The organism is Agrobacterium sp. T29, from assembly GCF_006970545.1.
GTDB classification, from domain to species: Bacteria; Pseudomonadota; Alphaproteobacteria; order Rhizobiales; family Rhizobiaceae; genus Agrobacterium; species Agrobacterium leguminum.
The window spans coordinates 2,682,798-2,705,172 of record NZ_CP040640.1 but is presented as its reverse complement, the minus strand read 5'-3'; the positions used below and the strand labels follow the sequence as shown (position 1 = coordinate 2,705,172).

Below are 22,375 nucleotides of genomic sequence, written 5' to 3'. Positions count from 1 at the left end.
TGACCACGATGACGATTAAAAATGCGATGGTGCTGGCCGCCGGGCTTGGCACGCGGATGCGCCCGATCACGGATACGATCCCGAAGCCGCTCGTCCAGATCGCGGGCAAGCCGATGATCGATTATGCGCTCGACGCCCTTGTCGAAGCCGGTGCGGAAACCATTGTCGTCAATGTGCACCACCACGCGGAACAGATGGTCGCCCATCTTGAGCAGCGCACCGACGCCGAAATCCTGATTTCCGACGAGCGGACGCAACTGATGAATTCCGGCGGCGGTCTTGCCAAGGGCCTGAAGCTTCTGGAACCCGGCCCGGTCTTCGTCATGAATGCCGATCTCTTCTGGATTGGCGAGCAGCTGAATGCGGTCAGCAACCTGCGCAAGCTTGCGCAATTCTTCGACCCGACCCGAATGGACATGGCGCTGCTCTGCGTCGACATGGACCGCACCACCGGGCACAATGGCAAGCGGGATTTCAACCTCTCCGCCGATGGAAAACTGACGCGGTATCGCGATGGCGATCCGGACCCCGTGGTTTATGCCGGAGCCATCGCCATGGATTCGCGACTGCTGGACGATGCGCCGGTGGATGCCTTCAACCTCAATATCTATTTCGACCGCGCCATTGAAAGAGACCGGCTTTTCGGGCTTTCTCTGGATGGCCACTGGATCACCGTCGGCACGCCGGATGCGATAGAAGATGCTGAAAGCATTATCCGCCAATTCAGGGAAAAACGCTCTGCATGACGCTCACCCACCACGCAAAGCGCGTTCTGACGATCGCTGCAGGAACGCCGTTCCTCAAGACGCTCGCGGAAACGCTGTGTGACGGGACACTGACAGCCGGCTATAAATACGATCCAGCCGATCCGCTGTCGCTTGCCAAGGTGACGATCTATGTGCCGACGCGGCGCTCCGCCCGTGTGCTGCGCTCCGAATTCGTCGATCTTCTGGGCGGCCGGTCCGCCATTCTGCCGGTGATCCGGCCGCTCGGCGAAACGGATGACGACAGCGGCTTTTTCGAGATCGAAAATCCTGAAATCATGGATTTGGCGCCGCCGATTTCCGGCACCGGCCGGCTGATCGAACTGGCGCGTCTCATTCTCGCCTGGCGCAACAGCCTGCCGGACGCCATCCGGGCGATTCACTCGGATTCGCCGCTCGTCGCCCCCGCCAGCCCCGCAGACGCCATATGGCTGGCGCGTGCGCTTGGCGAGGTGATCGATGCGATGGATACGGAAGAAAAGGACTGGGAAGCGCTTCAGCATCTCGATACTGGCGATCATGCCCAATGGTGGCAGCTGACGGCGGATTTCCTGCGGATCGCCAGCGTCTTCTGGCCGGCGCGGCTTGCCGAACTCAACCGTTCCTCGGCCCGCCGGCATCGCAACGCCATCCTGCGGGCGGAAGCGAACCGGCTTGCCAATTTGCCGGATACGGGACCGATCATTGTCGCCGGGTCGACGGGTTCCATTCCTGCCGCAGCCGATCTCATCGCCGCCGTTGCGGCCCTGCCCCAGGGCACCGTCGTGCTTCCGGGGCTAGACCTTGCCATGCCGGAGGAGCAATGGGAGGCAATCGCCGAGGACCCTACCGATCCTTCGAGCCGCACCCACTCGCAATACGGGCTTTATATGCTGCTGCAGAAGCTCGGCATCCTGCGCGACGATGTGGTTCAGATCGGCGCCATCGATAGCGATCTGGAAAAGCGCGCGGCCGTGTTTTCGGCCGCACTCGCGCCGGCCAAATCCACCAGCGACTGGAATCGCTGGCGCGAGGACAGGGAACCCGGCTTTTTCGACGACGCCTTCGCAACGGCCACGCTGATAGAAGCCGCCAATGAGCGCGAGGAGGCAACAGCCATCGCGGTGGCTTTGCGGCTGGCGCTTGAAGCGCCCGGCGCTGGGCGTCCGTCGCAGGCGGCGCTGATAACCCCAGACCGCAGACTGGCGCGGCGCGTGGCGACGGAGTTGCAGCGCTTCGGCATCGAAGCCGACGACTCGGCCGGTACGCCGCTTTCCGCCACCCCACAAGCGGGGCTGACGCAACTGGCGCTGGAAGCGATCCTGAGGCCCGGCGACCCGGTGCCGATCATTTCCCTTCTGAAACATCCGCTTAGCCGCTTCGGGCTTTCCGATGAAGCTTTCGCGAAAGCCTCCAAAGCGCTGGAGCTGATCGCGCTGCGCGGCGGCCGTGTGGAGACCGAAATCGGCAATCTGGAAGCGGTTCTGGAGGCGCAGCTTCTGGCGCAGCGCGATGACCGGCACCCGCCGGCCTGGCGGCTGGCGCTGCCGGAGACGAGCGCGGAGGCCGCGCGCGATCTGGCACGGCGGATTGCCGTTGCGACCGAGCCCCTCGGTTCCGCCTTTGTCCGCAGAGATCGGTCCGGCCGCGCCTTCACCGATAAATTGCCGCTGTCCGTTTGGGCGGAGCGTACGGGCCGCGTGATCGAAGCCATCTGTGCGGATGAAAACAGCGATCTTGCCGCGCTCTGGTCCGGTGAAGCGGGAGACAAGCTTTCCGAGCTGTTCGGCGAGCTGATGGAAAGCGGCGAAATCCTCGATGCGGATGGACCGCAATGGGTCGATATTTTTGCGGCGCTGGTAGCCGGTGAATCGATCAAGCCAAGATCGATGCGTCATCCGCGCATTTTCATCTTCGGCGCGCTTGAGGCACGGCTGCAAAGCGTCGATACCGTTGTCATCGGTGGTCTCAATGAAGGGCTCTGGCCGGGCCAGACGGCGAATAATCCATTCCTGTCCCGCACCATGAAGACCGCCATCGGACTGGAGCCGCCGGAACGGCGTATCGGCCAGCTTGCGCATGATTTTGAGATGGCAAATGGCACCCGGCAGATTTTTTACACCCGCGCGCTGAGGCAGGGCTCAACGCCCGCTGTTGCCTCACGCTGGCTGCAGCGTCTTCTGGCGCTGGGCGGCGAGGATTTTGCCGATAGACTCAGGAAGCGCGGCGAGACCTATCGCCATTGGGCGGGATTGATGGATGAAAGCATCGATCAGGAAGCGGCAAAGCGCCCTGCCCCGAAACCGCCAGCCGAGTTGCAGCCGACGCGCTATTCCTTCAGCGAAGTGGGGCGGCTGCGTCGCGATCCCTATTCGATCTATGCGCGACGCATCCTGAAGCTGGACCCGCTCGACCCCTTCAATCGCGATCCGAACGCCGCCGATCGCGGCACGCTCTATCACGCGATTATCGAGCGCTATTCCCGTGAGGGACATATTCCCGGCACAGCGGTCTCGCTTGTGGCCATGCAGCGCATTCTGGACGAATGTTTCGATGCGGAAAACCTGCCTCCCCATGTAGATGTCATCTGGCGGCCGCGTTTTGCAGCGGTAGCACGCGCCTTCATCGACTGGGAAAAAGAACGGCATCCATCCATTCGCCACAGCTTCTACGAGGCGCGCGCCGGGCAGGAAATTGCCGAAGCGGGCATAAGGCTGACGGGAATAGCCGACCGCATCGACATCAAGACAAACGGTCAGGCGGATATTATCGACTACAAGACGGGGCTTGCGCCTTCCGTCAATCAGGCGCGCGCGCTGCTCGATCCGCAGCTTGCGCTGGAGGCGGCGGCACTGATGCGCGGCGCCTTCCGCGAAGCCGGTTCGCCCACACCGGAAAACCTGATCTATGTTCGTCTACGGCCTGGCGAGCGTTTTTTTGCCGATCAGGTCAATAACGAACATTCCAGCCGAAGCGGCAAAAGACCGCCGAAATCGGCGATTGAGCTCGCGACGGAATCGATCGAACAGCTCACCAAATTCGTTCATTCCCTGCGTGACGGCGAAAACGGTTTCGCCTCCCGCCTCGTGCCGGAAGAGCAGCAATCCTATGGCGGGGAATATGACCACCTCGCCCGCGTTTCGGAATGGTCGACGGCAGAACCGGGAGACGGCGATGACGATTGATCCCTTCGATGCCGGCCCCGCCGCCGATACGCCTGAAAGCTGGATCGACTGGACCAGCGCCCGGCAGCGGCTTGCCTCCGATCCCGCAAGCTCTGCCTGGGTGTCGGCCAATGCCGGCTCCGGCAAGACCCATGTTCTGACCCAGCGCGTCATCCGCCTGCTTCTGGCCGGCTGCCGACCCTCGGCGATTTTGTGCCTTACCTATACCAAGGCCGCGGCGTCGGAAATGTCCAGCCGTGTCTTCGACCGTCTGGCGGAATGGGCGACTTTGCCGGATTCCGACCTCAAGGACCGCATCGCCGCCATCGAGGGCAAGGCGCCGGATCGCATCAAGCTTGCCGAAGCGCGAAGGCTGTTTGCCAAGGCGCTGGAAACGCCGGGCGGGTTGAAAATCCAGACGATCCACGCCTTCTGCGAGGCGTTGCTGCATCAGTTCCCGCTGGAAGCCAATGTCGCCGGCCATTTTTCCGTTCTTGACGACCGCGCCGCAACCACGCTGCTCGCCGAAGCACGCCGTTCGCTTCTGACAGCGGTTTCGACGGAGCGGGACGCGGAGCTCGCGCAATCACTCGCTTATGTGCTCGATCTCGCCGACGAAAGCGGACTCGAATCGCTGCTCTCCGCCATCATCGCCAATCGCAGCGCCCTTCGCGCCTTTCTTCTGGACGCCAAACAGTCGGGCGGCATCGATGTGCGGTTGCGGCAGGCGATGCAGATCGCAGATGGGGAAACCGAAGAAACCGCGGCAGCAGCCTTCTGGCCTCTGCCCGACCTCTCAGGCCTTGCGCTCGATAAGTATCTCACCCTTGCCGACGAGGTGGGTGGATCACGCGTCATCGATGTCGCTTATGCTCTCAGGGAGGCAAAACGACAGTCGGACCCCGTGCGGCGGATGGAATTCATCGAAGCGGCGCTGCTGACAGCCAAGGGCGAAAAGAAATCGGATGCCTATGTCATCAACAAGGGCATGCAGAAATCCGCCCCCGAACTTCTCGATGCGCTGACGCTGGCGCGGGACCATGTCGTTTTCTGCCGCAACCGTTATCGTCTGGTGCGGATGCTGGCGGCGACAAAATGTGCCCTAGTTCTGGCCGTAAGGCTGATCGGCGATTTCGAAGACCTGAAGAAACAGCGAAGCCAGCTCGATTTTGAAGACCTGATCGAGCGCGCGGCCAACCTTCTCAACCGTGATACGGCGGGCGCCTGGGTGCATTACAAGCTGGATCAGGGCATCGACCATATTCTCGTTGATGAGGCGCAGGATACCAGCCCGGTGCAATGGTCGATCATCCAGTCGCTGGCGGCGGATTTCTTCACCGGCGAGAGCGCCCGCCTGGGACGGCGCACGCTTTTTGCCGTGGGCGATGAAAAACAGTCGATCTATTCATTCCAGGGCGCCCGGCCGGAACGGTTTTCGCAGGAGCGCGAAGAAACCAAAAAGCGCGTCGATTCCGTCGAGCAGGCCTTTCACCGCATCCGCCTTCCGCTTTCTTTCCGGTCCACAGAGGATGTGCTGGCCGCCGTCGATCAGGTCTTTTCCGACCCGAATAACGCCAGCGGCCTCAGTGCCGATAACGAGCCGGTGGAACACCGATCCAACCGCGCCGGCCATCCCGGCACCGTGGAGGTGTGGGACATGGTGGCGCCGGAAACAACCGAAGACGAAGAGGATTGGACAGCGCCCTTCGATGCGCTGCGGGAAAGCGCGCCGGCCACCATCGTCGCCCACCGGATTGCCGCGCGCATCGCCTATATGATCGGAAGCGAGACCATCATCGAAAAGGGCGTCGAGCGTGCCGTGGAGCCCGGCGATATTCTGGTTCTCGTCAGAAAACGCCATGCCTTTGTCAATGCGCTGACGCGCGAGCTGAAACGACGCAAGAATATTCCCGTTGCCGGCGCCGACCGCCTTCGCCTGACGGACCACATTGCCGTGCAGGATCTTCTGGCGCTCGGACATTTCGTGGTCCTGCCCGAAGACGATCTTTCGCTCGCCGCACTGTTGAAGAGCCCGCTCTTCAACCTGACCGAAGATGACGTTTTCAACATCGCCGCCATGCGATCGGAAACGGAAAGCGTCTGGAAACGGCTGCAAATCCTTTCGCAGGAAGAGAATAGCCACCTTTCCACCGTTACCGCCAAGCTGGAAGGTTTCATCGCGCTTTCCAAAACGGCCACCGTGCATGATTTCTTTGCAGCGGTCCTGACCCTGCATGACGGGCGCAAAAAATTTCTCGGCCGGCTTGGCAATGAGGCGAGCGACGTTCTGGATGAGTTCCTGTCCTTTGCGCTGGACCACGAAAGAACCGGTCTGCCTGGCCTCCAGGCCTTTCTCTCCGTTCTGGAAACCGATTCACCGGAAGTGAAACGCGAGCAGGACAAGGATCGCGGCGAAGTGCGCATCATGACCGTGCACGCCTCCAAGGGCCTGGAAGCGCCGGTGGTTTTTGTCGTCGATGGCGGTTCGAAGGCCTTCAATCACAGCCATGTGCCGAAACTGCGCTTCGTCGAAGCGGGCGAGGACGCCTTCCCGGTCTGGCTGCCCGGCAGCGGCTTTTCAAACCATCTCATTCGCTCGGACGAGGAACGGCTGAAGACGGCCGCCGAAGACGAATATCGACGGCTGCTTTATGTGGCGATGACGCGGGCCGCCGATCACCTCGTCGTCTGCGGTTATCGCGGTCAGAAGGAAAATCCAGAATGCTGGCATGCCATCGTCAAGGCGGCGCTTGCCAACAATGAAGACCATTGCAAGCCACAGCTTTTCACGGCCGATGGCGAGGAATGGCAGGGGCTTGTCTGGCGTAAATCCGAGGCTCGCGCGACATCTCTTCCGCAAAGGCTGCCGGAAAAGCAGCTGGACGAAGAATATACTCTTCCGCCCGGGCTGCTTGCTCCCCTGCCTGCCCTGCCCTCCTTGCCAAGGCCGCTCAGCCCCTCCGGTGCAGGCACCATCATCGATGACGGTGCGGATGATCTTGCCGTGCGTTCGCCGCTTTTTGGCGAGAAAGCCGATGTCTCTTCGCTGGCGCTACAGCGCGGCCGGCTGGTGCATCGCATGTTGCAGGCACTGCCGGATTTTGCCGAGGCGGAGCGGGAGGAGGCTGCCCGCCGCTATGCGGAGCGAGCGGCCCGTTTCTGGCCCGCGGCCGAACGTGAGCATTTGATCCGGGCGGTTCTGCGGGTCATCTCCGAACCGGCGGTGCAACCGGCCTTTTCCGCCAATAGCCGCGCGGAAATCTCCATCATGGGTACGATGACCATCGGCCGGCAGCACTATGCCGTGTCCGGCCGTGTCGACCGGCTGGCGGTGGATGGTGATCGCGTTATTCTGGTCGACTACAAGACGAACCGGGTTCCGCCGCGCACGGCACGCGAGATACCTTTCTCCCACACCGCGCAGCTTGCCATTTATCGCGAAATTCTTGCACCGCTCTATCCCGGCAAGGAATTTGTCTGCGCGCTGATCTATACGGAAAATGCCGCTTTTATGCGGGTTGACGATGATGCAATGACGCAGGCTCTTGCCGCAATAAAGACAAAGTGAGATACCGGGGCATTGAAATTCCGACGCGCCCGCATCACATCGATAGCGGAAAAGTTTAGCTGAAAGGAGAGCCAGATATGGCTACCGTAAAAGTCGATGCCGCCAACTTCCAGTCCGAAGTCCTCGAATCCGCCGAACCCGTCGTGGTGGATTTCTGGGCCGAATGGTGTGGCCCGTGCAAGATGATCGCGCCGAGCCTTGAGGAAATTTCGTCCGAGCTTGCCGGCAAGGTCAAGGTCGCGAAGCTCAACATCGACGAAAACCCGGAACTGGCTGCCCAGTTCGGCGTGCGTTCCATCCCGACGCTCGCCATGTTCAAGGGCGGCGAAGTGGCCGACATCAAGGTTGGCGCTGCTCCCAAGACAGCGCTGTCCGCCTGGATTTCGGGCGCCGCATAAGCAATATCAGTGGAATGAAAAAAGCCCGGCAGCGATGCCGGGCTTTTTTATTGGGGAACCGTGCCGTTGAAGGCAAGCGCGTTGCCGGCAAGATAAAGCGAGCCGCCGATCAGGATGCGCGGCGCCGGTCCTTCGGGGTCGAAGCGGCGCGACAGCTCTTCCAGAGCATGCGTGAGAGACGAGGTGGGGGCCGCCACGAGACCGGCATCGAAGGCCGCATGAGCAAGCACGACGGGATCGATCGCCGCATCGGTGCCGCCAATCGGCACGGTGAAGACATATTCGGCAATATCGGCGAAGGCCTTGAAATAGCCCACCGGATCCTTGGTATTGATCATGCCTGCAATGATGAACAGTGGGCGTGGCGTCTTTTCCTCAAAGCCGGCCATCGCTTCGGCAATGACTTCGCCCGCGCCGGGGTTATGACCGCCATCGATCCAGATTTCCGAATCCTTCGGGGCCATTTCAGCGATTTTGCCAGTCAGGATGCGCTGCAGACGGCCGGGCCATTCCACGGAGGTCATGGCTTTTTCGATCATCCGTTCCGTCACCTCGAAACCGGCGGCCTTGACGGCGCGGATCGCGGCGGCGGCATTGGCAAGCTGATGGCGGCCGGGAAGACGCGGCAGCGGCGCATCGGCCAGGCCGAACTCATCCTGATAGACCATGCGGCCGAATTCCTCATGGGCGGAAAAATCCTGCCCATAGACCGATACCGGGCAACCGAGCCGCTCCGCCGTGGCGACAAGCGTTTCGAGCGCCGCATCATATTCCTGATGGCCGATGACGACGGGGGAACCGGACTTCATGATACCGGCCTTTTCCGCCGCGATCAGCTCCACCCGGTCGCCGAGATAGGCCTGATGATCCAACGAAATCGGCATGATGACGGAGACGGCCGGATTGTTGATCACATTGGTCGCATCGAAACGTCCACCCAGACCAACCTCAACGACGGCGGCATCGGCGGGCTGTTCCGCAAATAGCACGAACATCGCAGCAGTCAGGATTTCGAAAACCGTGATCGTCTGGCCTGCATTGGCAGCTTCAATACGGCGCAACGCATCCGCAAAGACGGTATCCTCGACATAACGGCCTTTTTCTCCGTAAACGCCGATACGATAACGTTCGTGCCAGTTCACCAGATGTGGAGATGTATGGACGTGAACGGAAAGACCTGCCGCCTCTAGAAGCGCTCGGCAAAAGGCCGTGACGGAACCTTTACCGTTGGTGCCCGCAACATGGATAACAGGTGGCATCCTGTTCTGGGGATTGCCGAGTTTTTCAAGAAGACGGGAAATTCTGTCGAGCGAAAGATCGAACCCCTTGGGGTGGAGCTGCATCAGCTCTTCGATGATCTTCTCGGCCTCACCGATCGCGGGCTTCGTCATGTCTTCCGTTCGCCTTTCAGGCGTTTTGCTTGCCATTTGTCCGCCGCACCAAAGATGAAATCATGCAACGTATAGCATCATCCCGAAGGCAATTTATGCCTCCGGGCGACATATTTTTTTCCTCAGGCCGAAGCGGCCAGCGGGACGACCGCATTTGCATTCCCAGCAGGCGCTTTGGTCATGATCTTGAGCAGATTGGCCAGCGTGTCGGGAATTTCGCGACGGTCGATCACCATGTCCACCATGCCGTGTTCCAGCAGATATTCCGAGGTCTGGAAGCCTTCGGGAAGCTTTTCGCGAATGGTCTGCTCGATCACGCGCTTGCCTGCAAAGCAAATCTCGGCGCCCGGCTCGGCGATATGCACATCGCCCAGCATGGCGTAGGAGGCCGTGACGCCGCCCGTCGTGGGGTTCGTCAGAACCACGATGTAGGGCATGCCGGCTTCTTTCAGCATGTTCACCGCAACCGTGGTACGTGGCAGCTGCATCAGCGACAGAATGCCTTCCTGCATGCGCGCGCCGCCCGAGGCCGGGAACATCACGAGCGGGCAACGCTCGGAAATGGCACGCTCGAAGGCCTTGACGATGGCTTCGCCGGCGGCAATGCCGAGCGAACCGCCCATGAACTGGAATTCATGCACGACGGCCACGATCTTCAGGCCCTTCAAGTGGCCGACGCCAGCAAGGATCGTGTCTTCCTGCTCGGTCTTCGTGCGGCTGTCGCGCAGGCGGTCGGTGTATTTTTTGGAATCGCGGAACTTCAAGGGGTCCTGCGCCACCTTCGGCTGCGGCAGGGCTTCATAGACACCGCCATCGAAAAGATCGGCAAGACGTGCCTTGGCCGGCATCTTCATATGGTAGCCGGAAGCCGGGATGACCCACTTGTTATCTTCCAGGTCCTTGTGGAAGACCATCTCGCCCGTTTCCGGGCACTTGATCCACAGGTTCTCCGGAACCTCCGGGCGGCGGCCAAGCATGGAATTGATCCGGGGCCGTACGTAATTGGTGATCCAGTTCAACTGTCTACTCCTGACTGGGCCGCGCGCTTATTCCGCAGCGGCAAGGCGCGATGCACGCACGCCCGTTGAAAGTCCTTTTACCAGCGTCGTAACGGCCGGCACGGTATCGGCGGTCGCCTGCCCGTCCTTGGTCAGGCTGCCCGCAATCTGGTTGACGATGGCCGAACCGACCACAACGCCATCCGCAACGGCACCGATCGCTTTTGCATGATCCGCCGTTTTAACACCGAAACCGACACAGACCGGCAGTTCCGTATGCGCCTTGATACGACCGACAGCGCCCGAGATCAACGAGGGATCGGGAAGTGCTGAACCGGTGATACCGTTCATCGAGACGTAGTAGACGAAACCTGAGGTATTTTTAAGGACGGCAGGCAGGCGCTTGCCATCCGTCGTCGGCGTCGCCAGACGGATGAAGTTGATGCCGCGCGCGAGTGCCGGGATGCAGAGTTCATCGTCCATTTCCGGCGGCAGATCGACAACGATCAGGCCATCGATGCCGGCCGCGATTGCGTCGTCCAGAAATTTTTCGACGCCGTAGATATAGATAGGATTGTAATAACCCATCATCACGATCGGCGTCGCGTCATCTCCCTTGCGGAACTCGCGCGCAAGATCGAGCGTGGTTTTCAGCGTCTGGCCACCTTTCAGCGCGCGCTGGCCGGCCAGCTGAATGGCCGGGCCATCCGCCATCGGGTCGGAAAAGGGCATGCCGAGTTCGATGACATCGGCGCCGGCTTCCGGCAGGGCCTTCATGATACCGAGTGAGGTTTCGAAATCCGGGTCGCCGCCCATGAAATAGGTAATCAGGGCCGGGCGATTTTCAGCGCGCAGATCGGCAAAGCGCTTGTCCATACGTGCAGTCATGATCTTATACATCCATTCCAAGGAACTTGCTGACGGTGTGGACATCCTTGTCGCCTCGACCGGAGAGGTTCATCAGGATGATTTCATCCTTGCCCATCTTCGGCGCGCGCTTGATGACCTCGGCCAGGGCGTGGCTCGGCTCCAGAGCCGGAATGATGCCTTCAAGGCGGGTCAGCATCTGGAAGGCGTCCAGCGCCTCATGGTCCATGATCGGCACATATTCCACGCGGCCGATATCGTTCAGCCAGGAATGTTCAGGGCCGATGCCGGGATAATCGAGGCCCGCGGATATGGAATGGCCTTCCTTGATCTGGCCGTCCTCATCCTGCAGCAGATAAGTGCGGTTGCCATGCAGCACGCCCGGCGAACCGGCAGTGATGGAAGCGCAATGCTCATCACCCGAAAGACCCTTGCCGCCGGCTTCGACGCCGACGATACGGACATTCTTGTCATCGAGGAAAGGATGGAAGATGCCGATAGCGTTCGAACCACCGCCGACAGCCGCGACGACCAGATCCGGCAGGCGGCCTTCCGCCTCCAGCATCTGCGCCTTGGCTTCCTCGCCGATAACGGCCTGGAAATCGCGGACCATTTCCGGATAGGGATGCGGGCCGGCCGCGGTGCCGATCAGATAATAGGTATCCTCGACATTGGTAACCCAGTCGCGCAGGGCCTCGTTCATGGCGTCCTTCAGGGTGCCGTGGCCGGCCGTCACCGGCTTCACTTCGGCGCCAAGGAGCTTCATGCGGAACACATTCGGCGCCTGACGGGCAACGTCCGTCGCGCCCATATAAACGACGCAGGGCAGACCGAAGCGCGCGGCCACAGTAGCAGAGGCAACGCCGTGCTGGCCGGCACCGGTTTCGGCGATGATGCGGGTCTTCCCCATGCGCTTGGCAAGCAGGATCTGGCCGAGGCAATTGTTGATCTTGTGCGAGCCGGTATGGTTCAGCTCTTCGCGCTTGAAATAGATCTTCGCGCCGCCAAGTTCCGCCGTCAGGCGTTCCGCAAAATAAAGCGGGCTCGGACGACCGGTATAGTGTGCGCCGAGATGCTTGAGTTCCGCCTGAAACGCGGGGTCAGTCTTGGCCTTGTCCCATTCCGCCTGCAAATCCAGAATGAGCGGCATCAGCGTTTCGGCAACGAAGCGACCTCCGTAAATGCCGAAACGGCCGTCCTCATCGGGACCAGCGCGAAAAGAATTGGGTGTTGGCGCGTCGTTCACTTCAAGCTCCCTTTGGGCCTTTCGACCAATCATTCACCACATCGAAAAATGCGTCGATCATGGACAGATCCTTGACGCCCGGCGCGCTTTCCACACCGGACGATAAATCTAGTCCGCTTGCCCTGGTCTCCGCCAGCGCCTCGGCGACATTGTCCTTGTTCAATCCCCCGGAAAGCATGTAATCCACACTTCCGTCAAGTGATCGCAGGATGGTCCAGTCGAAGGAGACTCCGTTACCACCCGGCAGCTCGGAACCGGCGGGCGCCTTGGCATCCAGCAAAAAACGGTCGGCTATTCCAATATAAGGGTCGATTTTGGCAAGATCAGCGGCATCGCGAATGGAAATCGCCTTCATGACAGGCAGGCCATATAGCGCCTTGATGTTCAGCAGCCGTTCCGGGCTTTCATTGCCATGCAGCTGGAGGATGTCCGGTTTGACGAGATCGACGATTTCATCGAGATAATCATTGTCGGCATTGACGGTGACGGCAACTACCTTGGCGGCGCCACGGGCACCTTCCGCCAGCCTTCCGGCAATATCGGGCTCGATGTTGCGCGGGCTCTTTTCAAAGAAAATAAAACCGACATGGGACGCACCACGCCTGACGGCGCGCTCCAGCGCTTCCGGTGTCTTCAATCCGCAAATCTTGATATCCGGTTTCATACCCGCGACCTGACATGAAATGCGACAAGAGTCGAGCCAAATCGCATCCATTCCCGATGGAATGTTTCACGTGAATCCAGATGGCGATCCGCGCCACAGGTTCAATCGAAATCGATAGCGTGAAGTTTGGAACCGTGGCGTTTCAGCCAGTCCTTGGCTTCTTCCGTGTGCGGGCAGAGCTTTTCGCATAGTGCCCAGAATTTCGGGCCGTGGTTCATTTCGCTCAGATGCGCGACCTCATGGGCGGCGAGATAGTCGATAACCTTTTCGGGGGCCATGACGATGCGCCATGAGAAGCTCAAGTTTCCATCATGGGAACAGGAGCCCCAGCGGCTGCGCGTATCCTTCATGCTGATGGAGCGCACCGGCCGGCCGGCGGTGCGTGCATGAACAGCCACAAGCCGTTCCAGATCCGCCTTCGCTTCCTTTTTCAGGAATGTCGCTATCCGTCTTCTCAGATGTTCCGGCGCGCCGCTGACCTTCAGAACGGCCACCCCATCGGCGTCTTTCGCGACATGTGTCAACCCTCGCAGGCTGCCACTATGGTCAATGCGGTGGGCTACGCCGCGAATGTCGATGGTCGCACCCGGACGCAAACCGTCGTCGGCGCTGAATTTCACAAGCTTGCCTTCCAGCCAGCCCTGATGCCTCTCCAGAAAATCATCCACCTGGCGGTGATGCAGGCCCATGGGGATCGTCAGCTTCAACGCCCGGCCACCCGGTTCGATGCGCAACGTAATGCGCGTAGCGCGCGGATTTTCCCTGACCGTAATCGGCACCTGCCTGCCCGCCACCGCAACGGTGCGCTGGCTGGGCAGCGCCTTCTTTGGGGCCGGTGATTTCAGGGATTTTCTGAGGAGCGAAAACATGAACTCTTCATAACCGATTCGTCCGTCGCTTGGCCATGCAAATGCGCGGCATGGCCCGCCGTCTACCCTTAAGCTGTCTGGTGTTTACGGATGAAGTCCAGCATGCGCGGCACGATTTCCTTGCGGAAGCGCGAACCGTTGAAGACGCCGTAGTGCCCGACATCCGGCTGCATGTAATGGGCGCGTTTGTCTTCAGGGATGTTCCGGCAGAGATCATGGGCCGCCTTTGTCTGGCCAACGCCGGAAATATCGTCGTTCTCACCTTCCACCGTAAACAATGCGACTTTGCGAATGGCGGCGGGATCGACCGCCCTGCCCCGGTGCAGCATGTTCCCCTTCGGAAGCGCATGGTCGATAAAAACCGTTTCCACCGTCTGCAGATAGAACTCCGCCGTCAGATCCATGACGGCCAGATATTCATCGTAGAATTCGCGGTGCTTTTCAGCGGAATCGCCATCATTCTTGACGAGGTTGAGGTAAAAATCCTTATGCGCTGTCATGTGCTTATCGAGGTTCATCGACATGAAGCCGGAGAGTTGCAGGAAGCCGGGATAGACATTGCGGCCAAAAGCGGGCTGCGGCCATGGCACCTGCATGACGACATTGTCGCGGAACCATTCAATGGGTTTCGCCTTGGCAAGATCATTGACGGCCGTCGGATTGATGCGGGTGTCGATCGGACCGCCCATCAGCGTCATGGATGCCGGCGCGAATTTATCCCCATCAGCCTCCATCAGGGAAACGGCGGCCAGCACCGGCACGGATGGCTGACAGACGGCGACCACATGCGCCCCTGGTCCGATCGCGCGCAGCATCTCGATGACATAGCTGATGTAATCGTCGAGATCGAAGGTGCCCTCACTCACCGGCACGGTGCGGGCGTCGGCCCAATCGGTGATGTAGATATCCGCCGAAGGCAGCAGGGCCTCGACCGTCCCCCGCAACAGGGTGGCGTAATGGCCGGACATCGGCGCCACCAGCAGCACCTTCGGATCGGACTGGCGGGCTGGATCAAGTTCTTTCTTGAAATGAACGAGATTGCAGAACGGACGCGACCAGACGGTCTCTTCGACAACATTGACGGTCTCGCCATCAACAATCGTACTGCAAAGAGCGAATTCCGGTTTTGCGTAACGGCGCGTCATGCGCTCAAAGACCTCAAAACCGGCATCGAGACTTCTCCCGAAAGCCGTGCTGGAAAGCGGGTTGAGCGGATTGTTGCATGCCTGGCGCATCATGTCGGCACCGGCGCGCAGCGGCGCCATGGCCGCATGGTTCATTTCATAGAGGTGGTAGAACACTGATGACGCCTCCCTCGCGATCACGCTCTTTTTTCAACCATAGCAGCTTTTCGCAGGTGCACAAAATCGAAGGCGCCGGCGGTTTCCCGCCAGCGCCTCACTTTCCGTTGAACGCCGTTGCGATCAGATGTCAGCGACGAAAGTCTGCTTCTGGGAACCGAGGCCCTCGATACCGAGTTCCACGACATCACCAGCCTTCAGGTAACGCGGCGGCTTCAGGCCCATGCCGACGCCGGGAGGGGTGCCGGTGGAAATGACATCGCCGGGATGCAGCGACATGAACTGGCTGAGATAGGAGACAACGTGGGCGACGCCATAAACCATGGTCTTGCTGGAACCATCCTGCATGGTCTGGCCGTTCACCTTCAGCCACATGCCGAGATTCTGCGGATCGGCGATTTCATCCTTCGTCACCAGCCAGGGGCCGATGGGGCCAAAGGTGTCGCAGGACTTGCCCTTGGTCCACTGCCCGGCACGCTCCGTCTGAAACGCGCGTTCGGACACATCGTGCGAAACGCAATAACCGGCGACATAGTCGAGAGCATCGGCTTCCGAGACATATTTGGCGGTCTTGCCGATGACGACGCCGAGCTCGACTTCCCAGTCGGTCTTCTCAGAACCGCGCGGAATGGTGACGTTGTCATTCGGACCGACGATGGCCGAGGTCGCCTTCATGAAAATGACCGGTTCCGGCGGTACGGTGGCACCCGTTTCGGCGGCGTGGTCGGAGAAGTTGAGGCCGATGCAGATGAATTTTCCCGTTCCGGCAACGCAGGCGCCGATGCGCTCTTCGTTCAGTACCGGAAGTGTGCCGAGGTCGATCGCGGCGATCTTCTTGAGGCCCTCGGGAGAAATGGCTTCGCCGCCAATGTCTTTGACATGGGCGGACAGATCGCGGACTTTTCCTTCCGCATCGAGGATTGCAGGTTTTTCCTGGCCGGGCTGGCCGACACGCATCAATTTCATGGAACTCTCTCCCGGTTGTCAGACAAGGTGATGCATATATGAACGATGCATTCATACTTGTCACCCCTTGACTGCGCCAAGTTTCGAAAAATACCTTTTCCTTCCCGTCAATCAAAAGGACATGGCCCGTGACGAACAGCAATTCCCGGCAATCCGAATATCCCGTCGATCCCCTCTTCCTCGATCGCTGGTCTCCGCGCGCCTTCGATGGCCACGCCATGCCGCAAGAGCATCTGATGACAATTCTGGATGCCGCGCATTGGGCGCCATCTGCCTCCAATTATCAGCCATGGCGGTTTGTCTATGCCCACAAGGATAGCGAAGACTGGACGCTCTTCGTGGAACTGCTGATGGAGGGAAACCAGCGCTGGGCAAAAAACGCCTCCGTGCTGCTGTTTGTCATTTCCCGCGACTACAACATCTCGCGCGACGGTGAGAAAAAACCATCCGCGACCCATTCCTTCGATGCCGGCGCTGCCTGGTTTTCGCTTGCCATGCAGGCTCACCTGCTCGGTTACCACGCCCATGGCATGGCTGGCATATTGAAGGACAAGATCGTTGAAAAACTAAACATCCCGGAAGGCTACAAGGTGGAGGCCGGGGTCGCCATCGGCACGCTGACCGACAAGTCCGTTCTCCCTGATGATCTGGCGGAACGGGAAGTGCCGAGCAAGCGCCTGGCCCTTTCGGATGTGGCCTTCGAAGGACGTTTCACCGGCAAGGTTGATTGATGTTCTCCGAATGACAAAAGGCCCGGCGGAAATTGACCGTCGGGCCTTTTTTTAAATTTTCGTTTCACGTGAATCGTTACGCGAAACACCCCACAGGATTAAATGTCGAGGTTGGCGACACTCAGCGCATTTTCCTGAATGAAGTCGCGGCGCGGTTCCACCTCGTCGCCCATCAGGCGAGCGAACAGGCCGTCGGCATCCGTCGCGTCGCTCACCCTTACCTGCAGCAGGGAGCGAACATTGGCGTCGAGCGTGGTTTCCCACAGCTGCTCGGCATTCATTTCGCCGAGGCCCTTATAGCGCTGCATGGAAAGACCCTTGCGGCCGGCGGCGAAAATCGCATCCAGAAGCGCGCGTGGACCGGCCAGTTCCATGGTGCCATCCTTGCGTTGCAGGACCGGCGGCGTGGCGTAGATATCGCGCGTGCGGGCTGCGAGCTGATCGATATGGCGGGCATCGGCCGAACCGAGCAGGCCCATATCCAGCGTCGAGACTTCCTTGACGCCGCGCACCATGCGCTCGAAGCGCAAGCCGCCATCCTGCAGCACCGTGCCTGACCAGCCACGTTCGGTTTCTTCCGCGATCATGTCGAGACGCCGCGCCACTTCGGCAACGGTTTCCTCGGCGCGGGCAGCATCGGCAGAAAGCTCGGGGTTCAGCGCGCCGGCAATGGCGGCCTGTTCCACGATCGAGCGGCTGTAACGCGAATGCAGCCCATCGATCAGCGAGCGCATGCGCACCGCATCCAGAATGACTTCGCGAAGATCGGCCCCGATACGCACTTCGCCAGAACCGAGCGTCAGCGACGCTTCCTCGATACCCATGGAGATCAGGTACTCTTCCAGCGCCTTTTCATCCTTGAGGTACTGCACGGATTTGCCACGCGTGACCTTATAAAGCGGCGGCTGAGCGATATAGAGATGGCCGCGCTCGATCAGTTCCGGCATCTGGCGGAAGAAGAAGGTCAGGAGCAGGGTACGGATATGGGCGCCGTCGACGTCAGCATCCGTCATGATGATAATCTTGTGGTAACGCAGCTTGTCGGCGTTGAACTCGTCCTTGCCGATGGAGGTGCCAAGTGCCGTAATCAGCGTGCCGATTTCCTGGCTGGACAACATCTTGTCGAAACGGGCACGTTCGACATTGAGGATCTTGCCACGCAGCGGCAGGATCGCCTGGGTTTCGCGCGAGCGGCCCTGCTTGGCCGAACCGCCGGCTGAGTCACCCTCAACGAGGAAGAGTTCGGATTTCGCCGGATCGCGCTCGGAGCAATCGGCAAGCTTGCCGGGCAGAGACGCTATATCGAGCGCGCCCTTACGGCGTGTCAGTTCGCGCGCCTTGCGGGCGGCTTCGCGGGCGACCGCCGCTTCCACCACCTTGCCGACGAGGATTCTCGCGTCGGAAGGATGTTCTTCCAGCCAGGTGGAGAGCGCTTCGTTGACAAGGCTTTCCACGACCGGACGCACTTCGGACGAAACGAGCTTGTCTTTCGTCTGCGAAGAAAACTTGGGGTCGGGAACCTTGACGGAGAGAATGGCCGTCAGACCTTCACGGCAGTCCTCACCCTGCAGGCTCACCTTTTCCTTTTTCAGGATGCCCGACGTTTCGGCATAGGAGGTCACCTGACGGGTCAGCGCCGCGCGGAAACCAGCCATATGGGTGCCGCCGTCGCGCTGGGGAATGTTATTGGTAAAGCACAGCACGTTCTCATGGTAGCTATCGTTCCACCAGAGCGCGACCTCAACCGTAATGCCGTCCTTTTCGCCCTTGATGGCGACTGGCTTGTCCACCAGCGGCTTCTTGGCACGGTCGAGATAACGAACGAAGGCTTCGAGACCGCCATCATACAGCAGCTCTTCCTGCTTGATGTCCGAATGGCGCTTGTCGGTGAGCAGGATGCGCACGCCGGAATTCAGGAATGCGAGTTCGCGCAGGCGATGCTCCAGCGTTCCATAGTCATAGTCCGTCATGGTGAAGGTCTGCGGGCTCGCCAGGAAGGTCACTTCCGTGCCAGAGCGGCCTTCATATTCGCCAATGACGGAAAGCGGTGCATCGGCGACACCATGGGTGAAGCCGATTTCATGTAGCTTGCCGTTACGGCGGATCCTGAGCTTCAGCCAGACGGAAAGCGCATTGACCACGGAGACGCCGACGCCATGCAGGCCGCCCGAGACCTTATAGGAGTTCTGGTCGAATTTGCCGCCCGCATGCAGCTGGGTCATGATGACTTCGGCCGCGGAAACGCCTTCGGAAGAATGGATGTCGGTCGGAATGCCGCGTCCGTTATCCGTCACCGTCACCGAGCCGTCGGCATTCAGGGTCACCGTCACCAGATCGGCATGACCGGCAAGCGCTTCGTCGATGGCGTTGTCGACGACCTCATAGACCATGTGGTGCAGGCCGGAACCGTCATCGGTATCGCCGATATACATGCCGGGCCGTTTGCGCACGGCATCAAGGCCCTTGAGGACCTTGATCGAATCGGCTCCATATTCTGCGTTCGCGCCGACTTCGCTTGACGATGTTTCGGTCATAAATACTCTTTCCAAAGTTTTCTCGGGCCAGGTTCCAGTGAGAGGGCCTGAAGCCAGCGAATCACTCAAATCCGACATACGACTATAGAAATTCTACACCCAATCCCAAAGGCCGCATGCTTCAGGATGCTGCATAAAGCAGGGGATAGAGGGGTTTCAATCGCAAGAACGGCTTTTTTGCAGCACGGCTGACAGTTCCTCTACCACACTCGGCGGCAGCTTGCGAATATCCCGTGCCAGCCGGTTGGCGAAAGCCGTATATTGCGGCGGCAGACCGATGGTGTCGATCACCACTTTCGGGTCGGATGAGCCGGCCAGAAAGAACAATTCCTCCGCCTCGTCCCAGATGATGTTGAAATATCCGGCGATGCGCTGGAGGAGATCGAAACTCGGCTTGCCGCGCTTGCCATGCTCCAGCGCCGAAAGATAGGCCGGCGATACGCCGATTGCGGCGGCCATTTCCTTCTGCGTCACGCCCTTGCGCTCACGAAGCTGCCGCACGGCCTCCGCAAAGGGCGTCATGATTTTTCACCCCGCCGACGCGCCAACCGCACATAAAGCGCACCGTCGCCGCCATGATTGGCGGATGCATCCTCATAGGATGAAATCAGGTGGCGATATTCCGGCTTGGAAAACCACATGGGCACCGCCCTTTTCAACGCGCCGTCGCTGCCGATGGAACGGCCCTTGCCCGTTATGACGAGTACATGCCTTAGACCGCGTTCATGCGCGCGCAACAGAAAATCAAGCAGCACCGCATGGGCTTCGCTCTGGAACATGCCATGCAGATCGATCCGCCCTTCCAGCGGCAACCGGCCACGGGTGAGCTTGCGTTTGACCGGTTTTTCCATCGGCTGATGAATTTTCGGCTTTTTGTCCGGGGTGGGCGGCGACGGCTCGGCCGGCTCCAAAAGCATTCGCGGAAAAGCACCTTTGCCGGTCTGCGGAACATCGGGTTCCACCGGAGGTTCCTCTATGTCATCGAAGGCCAGCAGGTCTTCCAGCCTGCCGGAGATCGGCCGCGTGGTTTTTGCGACCTTTCCCCACAGAATGCGCTCTTCCTTGCCGAGCTTGCGACTGCTCTTCATCGCCGATACCTCTGCGCAGCCACCTGCGGTATCAGTATATAAAAATCGGCCTCATTACGCACCGTACCGGCCAGCTCTCCCGCTTCGAAACCGGAGCCGGTGAAAATATCGCCACGCGCTGGGCCAACGATGGCCGAGCCGGTATCGAGCGCCAGCATCAGCCGCGCAAAAGGTTTTCCGTCATCGAGATGGGTAAGCGACGGCGCATGGATGAAGAAGGGAAGCCCGAAAGTGTGGAGGAGCCTGTCCACCGCAAGCGCTCGCCCCGCGACCAACGGAACCTTCGCAGCTGCAATCGGCCCCATATCCTGATCGGCGACATCCGCCTCCCGGAAAAAAATATAGGACCTGTTATGCCATAGCACCCCATCCACCTCGTCTGGATGGTCAGCGAGCCATTTGCGGATCGTCTGCATCGACACGGTTTTCGGATCGAGTTCCCCGCGATCGAGCAGCAGACGGCCAATCGGTGAAAAAGCGTGCCCGGCCTTGGCCGCATAGGTGATGCGCTTTACCGCGCCATCGCGAAACACCAGACGCGCCGCACCCTGCACATGAACGAAAAACAGGTCGACCTTCGATCTTGCCCAGGCAATCTCAAGGCCCCTGCCCTCCAGATACCCTTCATCGATCTCCCTGCGGTCGGGAAAATAGGAAATACCGTTTTCATCCTCCCTGCCGAAAGCATAGGACGTATCGAAACCGGCAGGCCGATTGGCATCGTCGATATCCACCAGCTCCGACGGCCGGCGATAAATCGGATAACGCCAGATGTCGTCGGGCTCGGATGACACTTCCAGTTCGGGTTCGTAAAAGGCGGTCACGAAACCGCTTTTTCCCTGAGCCGGAGAAATCCTGAAAGGCACGCAATTGGTTTCAAAAAACCGGCGCGCCTGTTCCGGGCTGCTTATCTGGTTTTTCTCTGCGCTTTCCAGAAGCGAGACCAGTTCCGCCGCCGTGACCCCGAGCGAGCCGGTCCTGTAGGGTTTTGCATTCCGAAGATGCGACAGGATTGTCGCCATCGCTGGAAAAAGCTTGCCCGGATCGTCTTGCCGCCATCCGGGCAGGTCGCTGAAAGAAACTTCTTCGATCGAAAAGGGCGCGGTCATTGCTCGGATTCGGTGGCGATCAGCTTCCAGTTCGGATCGCGTGAGCGGATATCGCGCGAGAAGGTCCAGATGTCGTCCACCTCCGCAACCGCATCCGGATCGCCATCCACCAGCTTGCCATCCTTGTCATAGGTCGCCGAAATCAGCTGGCTGACGATCCTCAGCGTGATCTGCACTTCGGAATCGCGCACACTGGCCTGGGTGATATCTGCTTTCTCGATACCCACGAAGGTGGACTTCACCACCTCACCACGACCTTCCCTCTCGGAAATGGCCGCCTCGAAACCGTCGAAAACCTCCTTCGACAGAAGGTTCTTGAGCGTCTTGCGATCACCATCGGCAAAGCCCATGACAATCATTTCATAGGCCATGCGGGCGCCGTTCAGGAATTCCTTCGGCCCGAAGGAAGGGTCCCTGGTCATCACCTCACGCAACGACGCATTGAGCGGCGTATCGACGGGCGCAAGCGCATCCGCCTCGGCAAAACGGTTTTCGTCGTCACCCTCGCTGCGCCGCGGCAGGGTCACGACCTTGTTATCGTCTGCAACAGGACCCTTCGCCACATCTCGCGGGCTATAGGGGTCGAATGGCGGCTTCTCATTGCCCGTGCGGCGACCGAGGACACTGCGCAGCTGAAAGAAGATCAGCACCGCTGCAACGAGAAAAAACAATGTGATAAAGTCGCTAAAGCCCATCTTTTACCAAAACCGCCATTTAAATTCGAAAACCACACCATCA

General features: G+C 59.8%; 18 protein-coding genes. 5 read left to right on the top strand and 13 right to left on the bottom strand.

From position 1 onward, the window contains the following. The first annotated feature begins 8 nt into the window (after nt 1–8). The 4 genes from FGF54_RS13490 to trxA all read left to right on the top strand — a co-directional run bounded on the left by FGF54_RS13490 (nt 9) and on the right by trxA (nt 7,873). On the top strand, nt 9–746 hold the full coding sequence (locus FGF54_RS13490) for a nucleotidyltransferase family protein (protein ID WP_142779933.1): 738 nt from the start codon (nt 9–11) through the stop codon (nt 744–746). Beyond that, entirely contained in the window at nt 743–3,928 is a 3,186-nt protein-coding gene (gene addB, locus FGF54_RS13485; protein WP_142779932.1) for a double-strand break repair protein AddB, read from the top strand. Before FGF54_RS13490 ends, addB begins: the two co-directional genes overlap by 4 nt. Continuing rightward, complete coding sequence (gene addA, locus FGF54_RS13480) at nt 3,918–7,475, top strand: double-strand break repair helicase AddA (protein ID WP_142779931.1); 3,558 nt, start codon at nt 3,918–3,920, stop codon at nt 7,473–7,475. Before addB ends, addA begins: the two co-directional genes overlap by 11 nt. A 77-nt stretch (nt 7,476–7,552) precedes the next feature. Next, complete coding sequence (trxA, locus tag FGF54_RS13475; protein ID WP_003505361.1) at nt 7,553–7,873, top strand: thioredoxin; 321 nt, start codon at nt 7,553–7,555, stop codon at nt 7,871–7,873. Nucleotides 7,874–7,920: 47 nt separating this feature from the next. Here trxA and FGF54_RS13470 read toward each other — a convergent pair whose 3' ends face one another. The 8 genes from FGF54_RS13470 to FGF54_RS13435 all read right to left on the bottom strand — a co-directional run bounded on the left by FGF54_RS13470 (nt 7,921) and on the right by FGF54_RS13435 (nt 16,175). Beyond that, nucleotides 7,921–9,300, bottom strand: coding sequence for a folylpolyglutamate synthase/dihydrofolate synthase family protein (locus tag FGF54_RS13470; protein ID WP_210247419.1), 1,380 nt, complete (start codon nt 9,298–9,300; stop codon nt 7,921–7,923). Between the two features lie 86 nt (nt 9,301–9,386). Beyond that, the gene (gene accD, locus FGF54_RS13465; protein ID WP_142779929.1) at nt 9,387–10,283 is read right to left on the bottom strand and encodes an acetyl-CoA carboxylase, carboxyltransferase subunit beta; all 897 of its coding nucleotides are present in this window, start codon (nt 10,281–10,283) and stop codon (nt 9,387–9,389) included. A gap of 27 nt (nt 10,284–10,310) precedes the next feature. Continuing rightward, on the bottom strand, nt 10,311–11,150 hold the full coding sequence (trpA, locus tag FGF54_RS13460; protein ID WP_080853285.1) for a tryptophan synthase subunit alpha: 840 nt from the start codon (nt 11,148–11,150) through the stop codon (nt 10,311–10,313). Between the two features lie 4 nt (nt 11,151–11,154). Then, nucleotides 11,155–12,375 carry a tryptophan synthase subunit beta gene (gene trpB / locus FGF54_RS13455; protein WP_003521170.1) on the bottom strand — a complete coding sequence of 407 codons (1,221 nt, stop codon included), beginning with the start codon at nt 12,373–12,375 and terminating at the stop codon, nt 11,155–11,157. Between the two features lies 1 nt (nt 12,376). Further along, entirely contained in the window at nt 12,377–13,039 is a 663-nt protein-coding gene (locus FGF54_RS13450; RefSeq protein WP_003492823.1) for a phosphoribosylanthranilate isomerase, read from the bottom strand. 101 nt (nt 13,040–13,140) lie between these two features. Then, a complete protein-coding gene (locus FGF54_RS13445; RefSeq protein ID WP_142779928.1) occupies nt 13,141–13,908 on the bottom strand; it encodes a M48 family metallopeptidase in 768 nt (255 codons plus the stop codon). Nucleotides 13,909–13,976: 68 nt separating this feature from the next. Then, nucleotides 13,977–15,209 (bottom strand): polyhydroxyalkanoate depolymerase, encoded by a 1,233-nt coding sequence (locus FGF54_RS13440; RefSeq protein ID WP_142779927.1) that lies wholly within the window; start codon nt 15,207–15,209, stop codon nt 13,977–13,979. A gap of 123 nt (nt 15,210–15,332) precedes the next feature. After that, nucleotides 15,333–16,175 carry a fumarylacetoacetate hydrolase family protein gene (locus FGF54_RS13435; RefSeq protein ID WP_003521165.1) on the bottom strand — a complete coding sequence of 281 codons (843 nt, stop codon included), beginning with the start codon at nt 16,173–16,175 and terminating at the stop codon, nt 15,333–15,335. Between the two features lie 128 nt (nt 16,176–16,303). Here FGF54_RS13435 and FGF54_RS13430 point away from each other — a divergent pair, with 128 nt between their 5' ends. Next, nucleotides 16,304–16,906 (top strand): nitroreductase family protein, encoded by a 603-nt coding sequence (locus tag FGF54_RS13430; protein ID WP_142779926.1) that lies wholly within the window; start codon nt 16,304–16,306, stop codon nt 16,904–16,906. Nucleotides 16,907–17,004: 98 nt separating this feature from the next. Here the strand turns inward: FGF54_RS13430 and gyrB are convergent, their stop codons facing one another. The 5 genes from gyrB to FGF54_RS13405 all read right to left on the bottom strand — a co-directional run bounded on the left by gyrB (nt 17,005) and on the right by FGF54_RS13405 (nt 22,332). Then, a complete protein-coding gene (gyrB, locus tag FGF54_RS13425; RefSeq protein WP_080815419.1) occupies nt 17,005–19,440 on the bottom strand; it encodes a DNA topoisomerase (ATP-hydrolyzing) subunit B in 2,436 nt (811 codons plus the stop codon). Between the two features lie 156 nt (nt 19,441–19,596). Continuing rightward, nucleotides 19,597–19,962, bottom strand: a complete 366-nt coding sequence (locus tag FGF54_RS13420) for a helix-turn-helix domain-containing protein (protein ID WP_003521160.1) — start codon at nt 19,960–19,962, stop codon at nt 19,597–19,599. Next, the gene (locus tag FGF54_RS13415) at nt 19,959–20,528 is read right to left on the bottom strand and encodes a Smr/MutS family protein (RefSeq protein ID WP_142779925.1); all 570 of its coding nucleotides are present in this window, start codon (nt 20,526–20,528) and stop codon (nt 19,959–19,961) included. Before FGF54_RS13415 ends, FGF54_RS13420 begins: the two co-directional genes overlap by 4 nt. Continuing rightward, a complete protein-coding gene (locus FGF54_RS13410) occupies nt 20,525–21,637 on the bottom strand; it encodes a murein transglycosylase A (RefSeq protein ID WP_142779924.1) in 1,113 nt (370 codons plus the stop codon). The genes FGF54_RS13415 and FGF54_RS13410 overlap by 4 nt, the downstream gene beginning before the upstream one ends. Beyond that, nucleotides 21,634–22,332: a Tim44/TimA family putative adaptor protein gene (locus tag FGF54_RS13405; RefSeq protein WP_003521156.1), complete on the bottom strand. Its 699-nt coding sequence runs from the start codon at nt 22,330–22,332 to the stop codon at nt 21,634–21,636. The genes FGF54_RS13410 and FGF54_RS13405 overlap by 4 nt, the downstream gene beginning before the upstream one ends. Nucleotides 22,333–22,375: the final 43 nt, after the last annotated feature.